General features: G+C 64.5%; 14 protein-coding genes. 5 read left to right on the plus strand and 9 right to left on the minus strand.

Annotated elements, in window-relative coordinates:
• Position 1: 1 nt before the first annotated feature.
• On the plus strand, positions 2-808 hold the full coding sequence (locus tag JHL16_RS29270) for an alpha/beta fold hydrolase (RefSeq protein ID WP_200188410.1): 807 nt from the start codon (positions 2-4) through the stop codon (positions 806-808).
• Here JHL16_RS29270 and JHL16_RS29275 read toward each other — a convergent pair.
• Entirely contained in the window at positions 798-1,850 is a 1,053-nt protein-coding gene (locus tag JHL16_RS29275) for an SDR family oxidoreductase (RefSeq protein ID WP_246771200.1), read from the minus strand. The two genes, JHL16_RS29270 and JHL16_RS29275, sit on opposite strands and share 11 nt — an antisense overlap.
• 14 nt (positions 1,851-1,864) lie before the next feature.
• Positions 1,865-3,046 carry an MFS transporter gene (locus tag JHL16_RS29280; protein ID WP_200188412.1) on the minus strand — a complete coding sequence of 394 codons (1,182 nt, stop codon included), beginning with the start codon at positions 3,044-3,046 and terminating at the stop codon, positions 1,865-1,867.
• Between the two features lie 105 nt (positions 3,047-3,151).
• On the opposite strand from JHL16_RS29280, the gene JHL16_RS29285 reads away from it, so the two are divergent.
• Together JHL16_RS29285 and JHL16_RS29290 are read left to right on the plus strand one after the other, a co-directional pair.
• A complete protein-coding gene (locus JHL16_RS29285) occupies positions 3,152-3,727 on the plus strand; it encodes a pyridoxamine 5'-phosphate oxidase family protein (protein ID WP_200188413.1) in 576 nt (191 codons plus the stop codon).
• Complete coding sequence (locus JHL16_RS29290) at positions 3,724-4,632, plus strand: LysR substrate-binding domain-containing protein (RefSeq protein WP_200188414.1); 909 nt, start codon at positions 3,724-3,726, stop codon at positions 4,630-4,632. Before JHL16_RS29285 ends, JHL16_RS29290 begins: the two co-directional genes overlap by 4 nt.
• A gap of 177 nt (positions 4,633-4,809) precedes the next feature.
• On the opposite strand, the gene JHL16_RS29295 is transcribed toward JHL16_RS29290, so the two are convergent.
• The 6 genes from JHL16_RS29295 to aptA form a co-directional block, all read right to left on the minus strand.
• The gene (locus JHL16_RS29295) at positions 4,810-5,178 is read right to left on the minus strand and encodes a hypothetical protein (RefSeq protein ID WP_200188415.1); all 369 of its coding nucleotides are present in this window, start codon (positions 5,176-5,178) and stop codon (positions 4,810-4,812) included.
• Positions 5,179-5,399: 221 nt separating this feature from the next.
• Positions 5,400-6,410, minus strand: coding sequence for a bifunctional riboflavin kinase/FAD synthetase (locus JHL16_RS29300; RefSeq protein ID WP_200188416.1), 1,011 nt, complete (start codon positions 6,408-6,410; stop codon positions 5,400-5,402).
• Positions 6,411-6,432: 22 nt separating this feature from the next.
• A complete protein-coding gene (locus JHL16_RS29305; protein ID WP_200188417.1) occupies positions 6,433-6,858 on the minus strand; it encodes a MaoC family dehydratase in 426 nt (141 codons plus the stop codon).
• 136 nt (positions 6,859-6,994) lie between these two features.
• A complete protein-coding gene (locus tag JHL16_RS29310; protein WP_200188418.1) occupies positions 6,995-7,816 on the minus strand; it encodes a TIGR01459 family HAD-type hydrolase in 822 nt (273 codons plus the stop codon).
• A 38-nt stretch (positions 7,817-7,854) separates the two neighbouring features.
• Complete coding sequence (locus tag JHL16_RS29315; protein ID WP_200188419.1) at positions 7,855-9,108, minus strand: EAL domain-containing protein; 1,254 nt, start codon at positions 9,106-9,108, stop codon at positions 7,855-7,857.
• A 130-nt stretch (positions 9,109-9,238) separates the two neighbouring features.
• A complete protein-coding gene (gene aptA / locus JHL16_RS29320; RefSeq protein WP_137854140.1) occupies positions 9,239-10,585 on the minus strand; it encodes an omega-aminotransferase AptA in 1,347 nt (448 codons plus the stop codon).
• Between the two features lie 220 nt (positions 10,586-10,805).
• On the opposite strand from aptA, the gene JHL16_RS29325 reads away from it, so the two are divergent.
• On the plus strand, positions 10,806-11,534 hold the full coding sequence (locus tag JHL16_RS29325) for an SIMPL domain-containing protein (RefSeq protein ID WP_200188420.1): 729 nt from the start codon (positions 10,806-10,808) through the stop codon (positions 11,532-11,534).
• Between the two features lie 78 nt (positions 11,535-11,612).
• Here JHL16_RS29325 and JHL16_RS29330 read toward each other — a convergent pair whose 3' ends face one another.
• Positions 11,613-11,867 (minus strand): DUF1127 domain-containing protein, encoded by a 255-nt coding sequence (locus JHL16_RS29330; RefSeq protein ID WP_200188421.1) that lies wholly within the window; start codon positions 11,865-11,867, stop codon positions 11,613-11,615.
• Positions 11,868-12,074: 207 nt separating this feature from the next.
• On the opposite strand from JHL16_RS29330, the gene JHL16_RS29335 reads away from it, so the two are divergent.
• A complete protein-coding gene (locus JHL16_RS29335) occupies positions 12,075-13,466 on the plus strand; it encodes an aminotransferase-like domain-containing protein (protein ID WP_200188422.1) in 1,392 nt (463 codons plus the stop codon).
• The last annotated feature ends 4 nt before the right edge of the window (positions 13,467-13,470 follow it).

Below are 13,470 nucleotides of genomic sequence, written 5' to 3' on the forward strand. Positions count from 1 at the left end.
CTTGCGCCGCGACGACGATCTGACGCGTTTCGCGGCAGAAGGCGGCGAGCCGCTGCCCACCGCCGGCGCGCAAGGCTTCGTCGCGCATGACGGCGCCCGCATCTGGTATTCGTCCTACGGCGCAGGCCCGGTGGTGATCCTGCTGCATGGTGGTCTCGGTCATGGCGGCAATTGGGGCGCCCAGGTCCCTGCCCTCCTCTCCGCCGGCTACCGCGTGCTCCTCATCGACAGCCGCGGCCATGGAAGCAGCACCCGCGACGATCGGCCCTACACATATGAGCTGATGGCTTCCGATGTCGTCGCGGTGATGGATGATCTCGCGATCGGCAGGGCGGCTTTCGTCGGCTGGAGCGACGGCGCCTGCATCGCGCTCGTCCTCGCCCTGAAGGCGCCCACGCGGGCAAGAGGCGTCTTCTTCTTCGGCTGCAACATGGATCCGAGCGGCACCAAGGAGATCGATGAAAGCGATCCCCTCCTCGGGCGCTGCTTCTCCCGCCACGCCAAGGACTATGCCCGCCTGTCGGCGACGCCCGACGCCTTCGATGATTTCGTCGCCGCCGTCAGCCAGATGATGAAGACCGAGCCCAATTACGGGCCGGACGATCTCGCCCGCGTCACGGTACCGGTGGCGATCGCGCAGAGTGAGCGCGACGAGTTCATCAAACGTGAGCATGCCGAATATCTGGCACGCAGCATTCCCGGTGCCCGCTTCATCCTGCTCGAAGGGGTCAGCCATTTCGCGCCGCTGCAGCAGCCCGATCTCTTCAATGATGCGGTGCTGGCCTTTCTCGCCGGCCTCAAGGAATGATCCGCTGCCGGCGCAGGTCGGCAAACAGCCGCAAGAACATCTCCTCGCTGTCGACATAGTCATGGAAGCCGAAGCGGCGCGCCTTGCCGCCATCGGCGAAGAAGTCATAATCCCAGGAAAAGACGAAATCGGCGAAAGGCCAGGACGAGACGTCCTTGTAGGGCGTCTTGGCAAGGCCGTATTTCTCGACCATCGCGTTCCACAGCGGCTCCTTGTCGGCCATGACCGAGCTCAGCTGTAACGGCATGGGCGGCGCCGCCTCCATGTCGAAGAAACGGGCCAGCTTCGGCCACATGTCGTTCCAGCGGAAGAGATCGCCATTATTGATATTGAAGGCCTGGTTGGCGGCACCGGCCTCACGCGCCGCCCAGATCGTGGCGCGGGCGAGCAAACCTGAATCGGTCATCTCGATGAGCTTGTCATAGGCGCCGGGCTTGCCCGGAAACCGCAAAGGCAATCCCAGCTCCTTCGACATCGACGCATAGACCGCAATCGCCACCGCCAGATTCATCGGATTGCCGAGCGCCACACCGCCGACCACGCTGGGCCTGAGCGCCGACCAGCTCCAGGCTTTTCCCTGCTGGCGTGTTTCGAGAAGGCGCTGCTGATCGACGTTGAATTCGGGCGGCATCGGCGGCGGGTCGGTCTCGCGCGCCGGCGTCTTGAAGGGGCCGAGATGGGCGCCATAGACCTTGTAGCCCTGCATGAGGCTCACATGACGCAAGCCGGGTGCCGCCGCCTCGATGCCGTCGAGGAGATGGGTGAGCATCGCGACATTGGGCGCCACCAGCTCGGCCCAGCTGCCGCGCTCCTGATAGGCGGCATAGAAGACATGGGTGACGGCGGTGAGTGGTGCGAGCTTCCGCCGTGTGTCGTCAGGGTCGAGCAGGTCGACGGCGATATGCCTGACCTTCTCCGCATCGGCGCCGCCGCGGCGCGACAGGCCGATGATGTTCCAGCCACCTTGCGCTTTGAGTTCGGCGATAAGATTGCGGCCGATGACGCCGTGCGCGCCGGCAATGAGAGCGGTTCCATTGTTCATGATTATCTCTCCTCTCATTCGGCCGGCGCCGGGCAGACGGCGCGGCGCTTGCCGGCATCGAGCCAGAGCGCGATGAAAGCGACGGCGAGGCCCGACAGTGTGACGAGTGCGGCCGCCCAGGTGACGAAGCCGAGGCCCGGTCCCTGATCGATGACGATACCGCCCAGCCACGCGCCGCCGGCATTGCCGAGATTGAAGGCGGCGATGTTGAAGCTCGAGGCAAGATTCTGTCCGGCGCCCGCGGCCTTCTCCAGCACCCACATCTGCAGGGGCGCGACGGTCGCGAAAGCGGCGGCGCCGAGCAGGAAGACAAAGAGCGCGGAAGCGATGCGGTCATGAATGGCGAAGCTCATCAGGCCCAGCACCAAAGTCAGCGTGATCAGGCTGCCGATGAGCGTGGGGGTGAGCTTGCGGTCGGCGAGCTTGCCGCCGGCCAGATTGCCGATCAGGAGTCCGGCGCCGAAGACCAGCATCAGCGGCGACACGGCAGATTCGGAGTAGCCGGAGATGCGCGTGAGGATCGGCGCGATATAGGTGAAGACGGCGAAGACGCCGGCATAGCCGAGCACGGTCGTGAGCAGGCCGAGAAGGACCTGCGGCCGGCGGAACACCGCGAGATCGTTGCGGAAGCTGCTCTGCTGCTCAGGCGCCGTATCACGCGGGACGAAAGCCCAGATCACGGCGAAAGCCGCGAGGCCGACCACTGTCACCGCCCAGAAGGTCGAGCGCCAGCCGGCCAGCTGACCGAGCCAGGTGCCGAAAGGCACGCCCAGAATGGTGGCGACGGTCAACCCGGTGAACATGATGGCAATGGCGGACGCCTTCTTGTCGGGAGCGACGAGGCCGGTCGCGACGACGGAGCCGACGCCGAAGAAGGTGCCATGGGCAAAGGCGGTGAGGATGCGGGCCGCCATCAGGGTCCCATAACCGGGCGCCAGGGCGGCCGCGGCATTGCCCAAAATGAAGATGGCCATCAGCGCCAGGAGCACGCTTTTGCGCGGCCAGCGGCTTGTGGCCATGGTGAGGATGGGCGCGCCCAGCACCACGCCCAAGGCGTAGCCCGAGATCAGAAGGCCGGCGGCCGGAATGGAGACGCCCAAGTCTCCCGACACCTCGATCAGGAGGCCCATGATGACGAATTCGGTGACGCCTATTCCAAAAGCGCCGGCGGTGAGCGCATAAAGTGCAAGAGGCATGATCTATCCCACTTCCGGCCCGATGCCGGATGGGCTTTAGATGGACGGCCTCGCATTCATGAACTAGAATGCATAATGGAACAGGATTTGTGAGTTCAATTCACTATGGCCAAGCAATTCGCCCGCATCGAAGACCCCCATCGGAAGTTCATCGCACGCCAGCACATCTTCTTCACCGCCTCGGCGGCGGAAGGGACGCGGGTCAATGTCTCGCCGCGCTCGACCGAGGCGCTGCGCCTCCTCGATGACCTGACCGCCATCTATCTGGACCGTACCGGCAGCGGCAATGAGACGGCGGCGCATCTCCTGGCCGACGGGCGGCTCACCATCATGTTCTGCGCCTTTGACGGGCCGCCGGTGATCCTGCGCCTTTATGGCCAGGGCCGCATGATAAGGCGCAACAGCCCGGAATATCTGAGCCTGCTCGCCGAGCATTATGGCGGCGAGGAGCCCTTGGGCGCCCGCCAGATCATCCGCCTCGACATCGATCTGGTGCAAACCTCCTGCGGCTACGCGGTGCCGCTCTACGACTACCGCGCCGAGCGGCCCAATCTCGACCGCTGGGCCGAAGCCAAAGGCCAGGAGGGTCTCGACGCCTATTGGCGCGAAAAGAACCTCACCAGCATGGACGGCCTGCCAACTGGCTTGCTGGATGAGCCCGAGGATCAGATGGCGTCGTGAGCCGGCTCGACGTCAACCGCTCGGGCGAGATCGAGGTCTTCGTCCGGGCCGTCGAGCTGGGTGGCTTCTCGGCCGCCGCCCGCGCCTTCCACATGACGCCCTCGGCGGTGAGCAAGCTCGTCGCCAGGCTCGAAAGCCGGCTGGGTGTGCGGCTCATCAACCGCTCGACCCGCAAGCTCGAGCTCACCGCCGAAGGTGCGTCCTTCCTCGAGCGCGGTCGGCAGATCCTCGAGGATCTCAACACAGCTGAGCGCGAGGCGGCGGCCGGCGCCGAGCCGCAGGGTCAGTTGCGCATCAACAGCAACGTCCCTTTCGGGATACATTACCTGCTGCCGCTGCTGCCGGGATTTCTGGCGCTTTATCCGAAGATCAAGGTCGATGTCGCGCTCACCGACCGGGTGGTCGATCTCATCGAGGAGCGCGCCGACATCGCCATCCGCACCGGCCCGTTGCGGGAGTCGCGCCTCATCGCGCGCAAGCTCGGCGACAGCCGGATGATCATCGTGGCCGCGCCCGATTATCTGGCAAAACATGGCACGCCGGAGCATCTCGTGGATCTCGAAAGGCACAATCAGCTCGGCTTCTGCTTCACCCGCCATATCGAGGGCTGGCCGTTCAGCGACGAGCATGGCGGCAGCACGACCATGCCGCTCACCGGCAATGCGCTGGTGAGCGACGGCGAGGCGCTGCGCCAGCTCGTGCTGTCAGGCCTCGGCCTGGCGCGGCTGTCGAGCTTCCACATCACCCGCGACATCGAGGCCGGGCGGCTCGTTCCCTTGTTGGAAAACTACAATCCCGGCGATATCGAGACGATGTATGCGGTCTATGTCGGCCAGGGCGGACATCTGCCGGCGAGGGTCAGGGCATTGCTCGATTATCTGGCGGAGAAGGTGCGCTTTCCTTGATTCTCGCCTGTGCGTCGGCTTACCCGAAAATCGCTTCGCACTTTTCGGGCCGATGCGTGACTCTTGTCTGCGCATCGGCTTATCCGAAAACCGCTTCGCACTTTTCGGGCCGATGCGTGACTCTTGTCTGCGCATCGGCTTATCCGAAAACCGCTTCGCACTTTTCGGGCCGATGCTCTAGCTACGCCTGAGATAGAGACGCGGCTGGTCATGGTTGATATAGCCATAGACGGAGTTATTGCCCCTGCGGAACAGCTCGCCGCATTTCGTGGCGCTGACGACCGCCGAGAAGGTCAGGCATATCCGGTCACCGTCATGCGCCCGCTTGACCGACCAGCTGCCGGTGGCGTTGATGCCGTTATAGGTGCCTTTGACGGATCCATCGGCGCCGATCGAGAGTACGAGCGCAGTCCCCTTCCAGGTGCCCGACCAGTTGCCGGGCATCACCTTGCGCATCTCGCGCCCATCGAGCCGGTCGGCGGCGAAGGCCTGCGGAACCCACAAGGTCAGCGACAGCAGGATGGCGGCGAGGGTGCGTGTCATCATCACCGCAAAATGACAGCGGCTGCCGCCAGTCGTCAAGCTGTTGGCCCTTATTTCCCCTTCGCCCGTTGCGAAGCAATGGGAGAAGGTGCCCGATAGGGCGGATGAGGGCTCTTCTGAAAGAGCACTATTCTCAAGCGAAGAGCCCTCACCCGGCCTTCGGCCACCCTCTCCCATCCTGCGGACGGGAGAGGGGGAATACTGGACAGAGCGCTCGCTATACGTCAGAGCGTGCCGGCCTTCTGCGCCTGGGCGAGCGGGAAAGCGGCGAGCATGGTGCTCTGATCCGCCGCGTCGAGCCGGCGTTCGGCCTCGGCGCAATCGAGCTTCATCTGCGCCACCAGATCGTCGATCGTGTCGAAGCGCCGGTCGGGGCGGATGAGGTCGATGAATTCGACCAGCATCGTCTTGCCGTAAAGATCGCCGCTGAAGCCGAAAAGGAAAACTTCGAGGAAGGTCTTCTCGCTGGCGAAGGTGGGGCGGCGGCCGAAATAGCCGGCCCCTTTCCAGCGTGGCGCGCCGGCTACGCTGACATCGCGCACCCGCACCGCATAGATACCCTGGAACGGCTCGGCGCCGTCAGGCAGCACGATATTGATCGTCGGGAAGCCGATGGTGCGGCCGCGCTGGTCGCCCTGCACCACCTCGCCCATCACCGTCCACCAATAGCCGAGCTGGCGGGCGGCCTCGTTCACATGGCCATGGCGCAGCGAGTCGCGGATGGCGCTCGAGGAAAACGGCGCGAAGCCGTCATCATCGGTCACCTGGTCGATCACCGTCACGCCGAATCCCAATTGCCGGCCGAGCTCGCGCATCGTCTCGGGTGTGCCCTTGCGGCCATGGCCGAAATGGAAGTCATAACCGGTGACGACATGGGCGGCGCCCAAGCGCTCACTCAGTTCCTTGCGCACGAAGGCTTCGGGGTCCATCGCCGCCAGCGCCGCATCGAAGGAAAGCACCGCGGTGAAGCTGGCGCCGAGGCCGGCGACGAGGCGCGCTTTCAAAGGCAAGGGCGTGAGACGGAAAGCCGGCTCGGCCGGGCGGAAGAAGGTGCGCGGATGCGGCTCGAACGTGACGAGGCCCCAATGGGTGTTGCGGCGGCGGGCCTCCGCTTCGGCGGCGGCCAGCAATTGCTGATGGCCGCGATGGACGCCGTCGAAATTACCGATGGCGACGACGGCGCCGCGCAATTCCGCCGGGAGCGGTGCCCCGGCCTCAACGATCCGTGTGGTCATCAGGCAAGTCTAAAAGGTTGGTTCATCCGCGGGAAGGCACGAGCACGAGGGCTTCGCCTTCGAGCACGACCTTATCGCCCACCGAGACGGAACAGTCGAGGGCCGCGCGGCGCTTGTCGCGGTCGAGCGAAGCGATGCGGGCCGAGGCGCGCACCGTGTCGCCGATGCGGACCGGCGCCTTGAAGCGCAAGGTCTGGGAGAGATAGATGCAGCCATAACCCGGCAGCTTGGTGCCAAGGATGGTGGAAATGAAGCTGGCGGTGAGCATGCCGTGGGCGATGCGGCCCTTGAAGGGCGACTTGGCGGCGAAATCGGCGTCGAGATGCACCGGGTTGTTGTCGCCCGACAATTCGGCGAAGGTTTCGATGTCGCTGCCGGTGACCACCCGTTCATGGGCGGCCTCCATGCCGACTTCGAGATCCTCGATACAATAGTGAGCACCGGACATTCGCCAAGCTCCTCGAATTGGATATTGCGTGCGCTAAATAATCATATTGCGCCGCACAAGGATAGTTCCCCTTAGGTCGCAGGACCAGGAGCTTGTTTCCGATGGTTAACCCGCTGAATCAAAGAGATAATCAGGATCAGGCCAGGAACGGCAGGCTACGGACGATGCGCGCTTCCGGCAGCTTGGCGCGGATATCGGCCTCGAGCTTCGCCGGATCGATCCCCTCCTCGGAAATGCCGCCGGCGATCAGCACAACGTCGAGGCCGTAATCGGCGGCGCCCTTGATGTCGGTTTCCGGCCCATCGCCAATGGCGAGGAAGCTCCGCTTGTCGGTAATGCCGCGTAGCGCCGCCACCCGGGTGAGCGCCAGATCATAGATCGGCCGATAGGGTTTGCCCGCCATGGTGACCTCGCCGCCCAACGCCGCATAGGCCTCGGCGAGCGCCCCGGCGCACCAGATCAGCCGGCTGCCGCGGCGGACGACCTTGTCGGGATTGGCGCAGACCATCGGGAGCTTGCGGCGCGCCAGCCGCTGCAGCAATTCGGCATAGTCATCCGGCGTCTCGCGGTCGTCATGGACGAGGCCGACGCACAGGACCACCTCGGCCTCTTCCGGCGAGGCGCGTTCGATCTTGAGATCGTCGAGCACGCCCAGATCGCGCTCAGGGCCCAGATAATAAATGCGGTGGCCGTCATAGGGCTTCATCAATTCATGAGTGACGTCGCCCGAGGTCACGATGAGATCATAGTGATCGCGGGTGACACCCAGTTGCGCTAGATGGCCCTCGACCTTGGCCGAGCTTCGCGGCGCGTTGGTGAGGAGAGTGACGAAGCCGCCCGCGTCGCGATGCGCTTTCAGCGCCGCCACGGCAGGCGGAAAATGCGCCACGCCATTATGGACGACGCCCCAGATATCGCACAGCCAAATGGGGTAGCGCGCCGACAGGTCTTTCATCATTTTGTCCGGTAAACCGTTTTGATCGTTCGGCCGGAGGTTTAGGCAGCCGAGCGAATCTGGTCAATCGAAACAGCTTCGCCCTTGACGCGGCGCGGCGGCGCGAAGATCGGGCCACTGCCGAGATCGGCCCAGCGGCTCGCGACATTGATCTGCTCGTCGTAGAAGAGCCCCTGCACGCCGATCTTCACGCCGTAGTCGGGCGCGCGCCTGGCCGTCGACGCCCAGGCCGGAACCGCATGGCGCTCGGCCGGCAAAGCGGCGGCGCTGAAGGTGATGAAGCGGAAATGCAAAGCCTGCAGCGCGGCGAGGTCGATGCCCATGCCATGGGCGCGGGCGAGCGCCATGCCGGCGCCGTTGCGGGCGAGGCGCGCGAGCCCTTCGATGCCGCGCGGGCTCAAGGCCGCCATGGCGACATGGTCGATCTCGAAGACGATCGTGCCGGCCATCTTGCCGGCGCGGCGCATCTGCCATTCGATGGCGGCGAGCGCTTCCTGGGAGGCGAGCGTCTCAGGGCCGACCGGCACGAAGACGCAGGTCTCGGGACGTTTGGCGCCGAGCTTCTGGCTGACCGCCAGCGCGCGGCTCACCGCATGGCCATCGAGATCGGGGCGCAGACCATTGGCGGCGGCCTGGCGCGCCAGATCCTCGAAGGCGACGCGCTGGCCCTGCCCCTCGAGCACCAGCGAGGCGCGATAATGCTGCGTGACGTCGTCGGCAAGCGACACGATGGGCTCGAGGAAGAATTCCAGGCGATGATCGGCGGGCTTCGGTTTGCGTTCGGCGCCGCGGTCGAGGCGCGGTTCGGCGTCCCGGTCGAGACGCGGCTCAGACTTCCGGTCGCGATAGGAGACGGCGCGGTCATATTCCTCCGCGAGCTTCTTGACCGAACGGCGCAGCTCTTCGAATTCGCGGTTGAGATCGTTGCGCTCGAAATCGTCCTCAGGCTCGGACTCCGGCGGCGGCGCGGCCGCGAAGGCGGCAGCAGTGACGGCGCGCGCCTCGATGCCGTCGGTGCGTTCCTCGACCGCATCCATGCGGGCATTGAGGCGGACCAGCTCCTCGGTGAGCTTGCGGCTGCGCTGATGCAGGTCGCTCAGCCCGGCGAAGCGGCGCCGATGCTGCCAGTCACGATAGAGGAAGATGGCCAGATGCGATGAAGCGAGCACGATGGCGGCCAGAGCGAGGGCGAATTCGATGCGCTGGCCGGAGAGAATTACACCGGCGCCTGCCGCGGCACTGATCGCAACGGCCAAAATGGCCGCGACGCCCAAAGGCAGCGCTGGCTGTTTCATATACCCCGTCTCACGAATCACACCTCGGCCCGAGAGTAACACACTCGGGCCGAAGTCTATTGACGGAATGACTAATTTCACACAACGGCGATTCCCTACCGCGAAAGTCCAGCAACTTTCGCGGGAAGCGCTAGATAGCAGCGAGGAGCTTCGGCAGCTTGTCCTCGAAGATCTCGCCGATCTGCTCTTCCTTGATGATCAGCGGCGGCGACAGCGCGATGGTGTCACCGGTGATGCGCAGCATGATGCCGAAATCATGGAAGCCCTTCTCCATCGCGTCATAGCCGCGCTTGCCGGGTGAACCGTCGATCGAGTTGAGGTCGATGGCGGCGACGAGACCCATGGTGCGGATGTCGGCGACATGCGGCTTGCCCTTGAGCGTCATCGCGGCATCGGCCCACTTGTCCTCGAGCTTCAGCGCGCGCTCGAACAGGCCCTCTTCCTTGTAGACCTCGAGCGTCGCCACACCGGCGGCGGCGGCGATCGGGTGGCCGGAATAGGTATAACCGTGGAACAGCTCGATCATATGGTCGGGACCGCTCATGAAGGCATCATAGATATGCTGCCGCGCCATGACGCCGCCCATCGGGATGGCACCCGAGGTGACACCCTTGGCGAAGGTGATCATGTCGGGGATGACGCCGAAACGCTCGGCGGCGAAGGGATAGCCCAGACGGCCGAAGCCGGTGATCACTTCGTCGAAAATGAGCAGGATGCCGTGCTTGTCGCAGATCTCGCGGAGCTTCTTGAGATAGCCGACGGGCGGCGGCAGCACGCCGGTCGACCCCGCCATCGGCTCGACGATCACGGCGGCGATGGTGGAGGCGTCATGCAGCGCCACGAGACGCTCGAGCTCGTCGGCGAGATGGGCGCCCCATGTCGGCTCGCCCTTGGTGAAGGCCTGCTCGGCGCGGTTATAGGTGTGCGGCAGATGATCGACACCGGCCAGCATGGTGCCGAAGAACTTGCGGTTGGCGACCATGCCGCCGACGCTGATGCCGCCGAAATTGACACCGTGATAGCCGCGCTCGCGGCCGATGAGACGGGTGCGCGAGGCCTGGCCCTTGGCGCGGTGATAAGCGAGCGCGATCTTGAGCGCCGTGTCGGCGGCCTCCGAGCCCGAATTGCAGAAGAAGGCATAGTTCAGATCACCGGGCGCCAGATTGGCGAGGCGCGAGGAGAGCTCGAACACCTTGGGATGGCCGAACTGGAAGGTCGGCGCGAAATCGAGCTCGCCGGCCTGCTTCTGAATCGCCTCGACGATACGGTCGCGGCAGTGGCCGGCATTGGAGCACCACAGACCCGCCGTGGCGTCGAGCACCGGGCGGCCGGTCATGTCGTAATAATGCATGTCCTTGGCGCGGGCGATGAGGCGCGGCTTCTTCTTGAAAGCGCGGTTGGGGGTGAAGCCCATCCAGAAGGGTTCGAGATTGTTGGGTGACGGATCCCACTGGGCAGCGCCCGCGTGCTTGTTCATGAGAGGCTCCTCGGTTGCGGTGGGCGACATCTAGCAGAAGCGCACGGGCAAAGGAAATGCACCAGGGCGCGGAATTGGCACATACCAGATGTGATTTCCAAGCGGGCTCAACATGTTACCGGATATCAGCTGCCTTTTGCGTCGCCCGCCCGCCGCAATTCCTTCACAAAACGCCAGCAAATCTTGAAGCCGCGAGGGGTTTCGCGGAGCACAGTCACCCATGTCAGCATTTTCCAGGGTTATCGCCGGCGGCCTGATCGGCCTCGGTGTCGCATCCGGCGGCTTTCTCGCCGGCGAGGCATTGCTCAAGAGCCGGCTCGGCTTCCGGACCGTGACGGTCAAAGGCCTGTCGGAGCGCGAGGCCAAAGCCGATCTCGGCTTCTGGCCGATCCGCTTCGTCGCCACCGGGCCGACGCTCGAAGCAGCGCGCACGGCGCTCGAGACCAGCGAGACATCGGTCAAGGCCTTCCTGACCGGCAGAGGTTTCGCCGAAGCCGACTATTCGGTCCAGAACATCCAGGTCGAGGACCGGATGGCGGGCTACAATGCGCAACAGACGCCGCAGGACACCCGCTTCGTCCTCACCGAGGACATGCTGGTGAAATCCACCGACGTGCAGAAGCTCGCCGACACGTCGCGCGCCATCGGCGACCTGCTCAAGTCAGGCGTCGTGTTCTCATCGGATGCGTACAATGCCGGTCCGTCCTTCATCTTCACCAAGATCGCCGATCTGAAAGGCGAGATGCTGACGGAGGCGACCAAGCGGGCGCGCGAGGCGGCGGAGAATTTCGCCACCGAGTCGGGCGCCAAGGTCGGCGATATCCAGACCGCCAATCAGGGCATCATCGAAGTCAATCCGGCGGTCGCCATCCCCAATGACCGTCCCGACAAGCAGATCGACAAGAAAGTGCGCGTCGTCACGACGATCACCTACTTCCTGGTGGATTGAAAAACCCGGCCTCCACGAGGGGAGGCCGGGTGCTAGATGCGCGGCAGGGTGGACCGCGCGGGGGGAGTAGGTTGAAACTTACTTGTGGCGCAGGCCGCGGCTCGTCGGCCTGATATTCAGAAGCTCACTCACCGGATCACGGGCCAGCGGCACACGCTGGACGCGGATCAGCTCATCGCGGGTGAGACCGATATCCATGAGGACATGGTCATCGAGCAGCTCGAGCTGGCGCAGTTGCCGGCGCTTGCGCCAATTGGCGACGATCCGGTGCAGGGCGGGAAACGTGAATGTCTTCCCAGCAGTCTCAGCCTGGTTCAGGATATAATCGCGCATGGCACACCTCTTTCGGACAGGTTTCGGACAGGTAGAAGGATAGAACGGCAGGCGACCTGATTGTGTCAGCAGCAGACCACTTACTGACAGTGCATTCACAAGAAATTGTCTCTATTGTCTCAATTCAATGACAATAAAACTTGCCGATTGCACTGATGCATGTTATACAATGTCATCATTGTTACCGTCAAACGGAATATTGTCACCATGACAAGTTGGATACCCGCTCTTGCCCCTGACAAACCGCGTTATGTCGCGATTGCCGATGCAATCGCCGCAGATCTGACGCACGGAAAACTCAAGGCGGGAGACCGGCTGCCGCCGCAACGCGAGCTCGCCTGGCGTCTCGGCGTCACCATCGGGACAATCACCCGCGCCTATCAGGAAGCGGCCAAGCGCGGCTTCCTGTCGGGAGAAGTCGGGCGCGGCAGCTATCTGCGCGACCCCCGCCCCAATTATGCGGCGGCGCAAAGCATCGCCAATGGCGCCGAAGCCGGCATTCTCGACATGCAGATGTCGGCGCCGCCGCGCGCCGTCGGCCTGGCGCAAGTGGAAGAAGGCCTCGCCGCCATCACCCGCGAGCCGAACTGGATCGAGCTCTTCGATTATCCGCCGGCGCAAGGCTTCGCCCGTCATCGCGAGGCGGCCACCCACTGGCTCGCCAAATGCGGCATCGACATCGCCCCTGACCAGGTGGTGCTGAGCGCCGGCGCCCAGGCCGCCCTCATCTCCTGCCTCTCGACCGCGACGACGCCCGGCGAGCGCATCCTCATCGAACCTTTGACCTATCCGACGATGCAGCCGCTGTGCCGGCAATTCGGCCTGCAGACGCGGCCGCTGGAGAGCGATGCGGAAGGCATCACGCCGGACTCGCTCGAATATCATGCCAAGCGCGGCGAAGCGCGCGTCGTCTATGTGGTGCCGACCCTGCAGAATCCGACGACCGCCACCTTGTCGCTCGAGCGACGACAAGCGATCGCCGAGATCGCGCGGCGCTACGATCTCACCCTCATCGAGGACGATGTATTCCGCCTGCTCGCCGACGACCCGCCGCCGCCGATCCGGAACTTCGCGCCGGAGCGCACCTATTACATCACCAGCCTTTCGAAGACGACGGCGCCTGGCCTGCGCCTGGCTTTCCTGGCGCCGCCGCCCGGCGCCACCGAGGCGCTCAACCGCCAGCAGATGATCATCGGCGGCCGGCCCAACGGGCTATCGGCCGAGCTCGGCAGCCGCTGGATCATGGACGGCAGCGCCGAACGCACCCTCGCCAATATCCGCGCCGAGCTCCATGCCCGCCGCGACATCGCGCTCGAACATCTGCGCGGCCTCAAGGTCGACTGCCGGCCGGGCGCCATGTTCGCCTGGATCACTTTGCCCAATTACTGGCGGCCGACCGACTTCGTCGCTGCGGCACTCGCCGCCGGCATCAAGGTCACGCCGGGCACCGTCTTCGTCACCGAAGCATCGGTGCAGCAGAATGCGATCCGCGCCTGCTTCGGCCCGGCGCCGTCACGCGAACTGGTGCGCGAGGCTTTCGAGAAGCTGCGCGTCCTCATCGACAAATGCCCGGTGGATGACTGCCACACGATGGCGTGAAAAG

Origin of the sequence: Taklimakanibacter albus, from assembly GCF_016595235.1 — a bacterium.
GTDB lineage: Bacteria > Pseudomonadota > Alphaproteobacteria > Rhizobiales > Aestuariivirgaceae > Taklimakanibacter > Taklimakanibacter albus.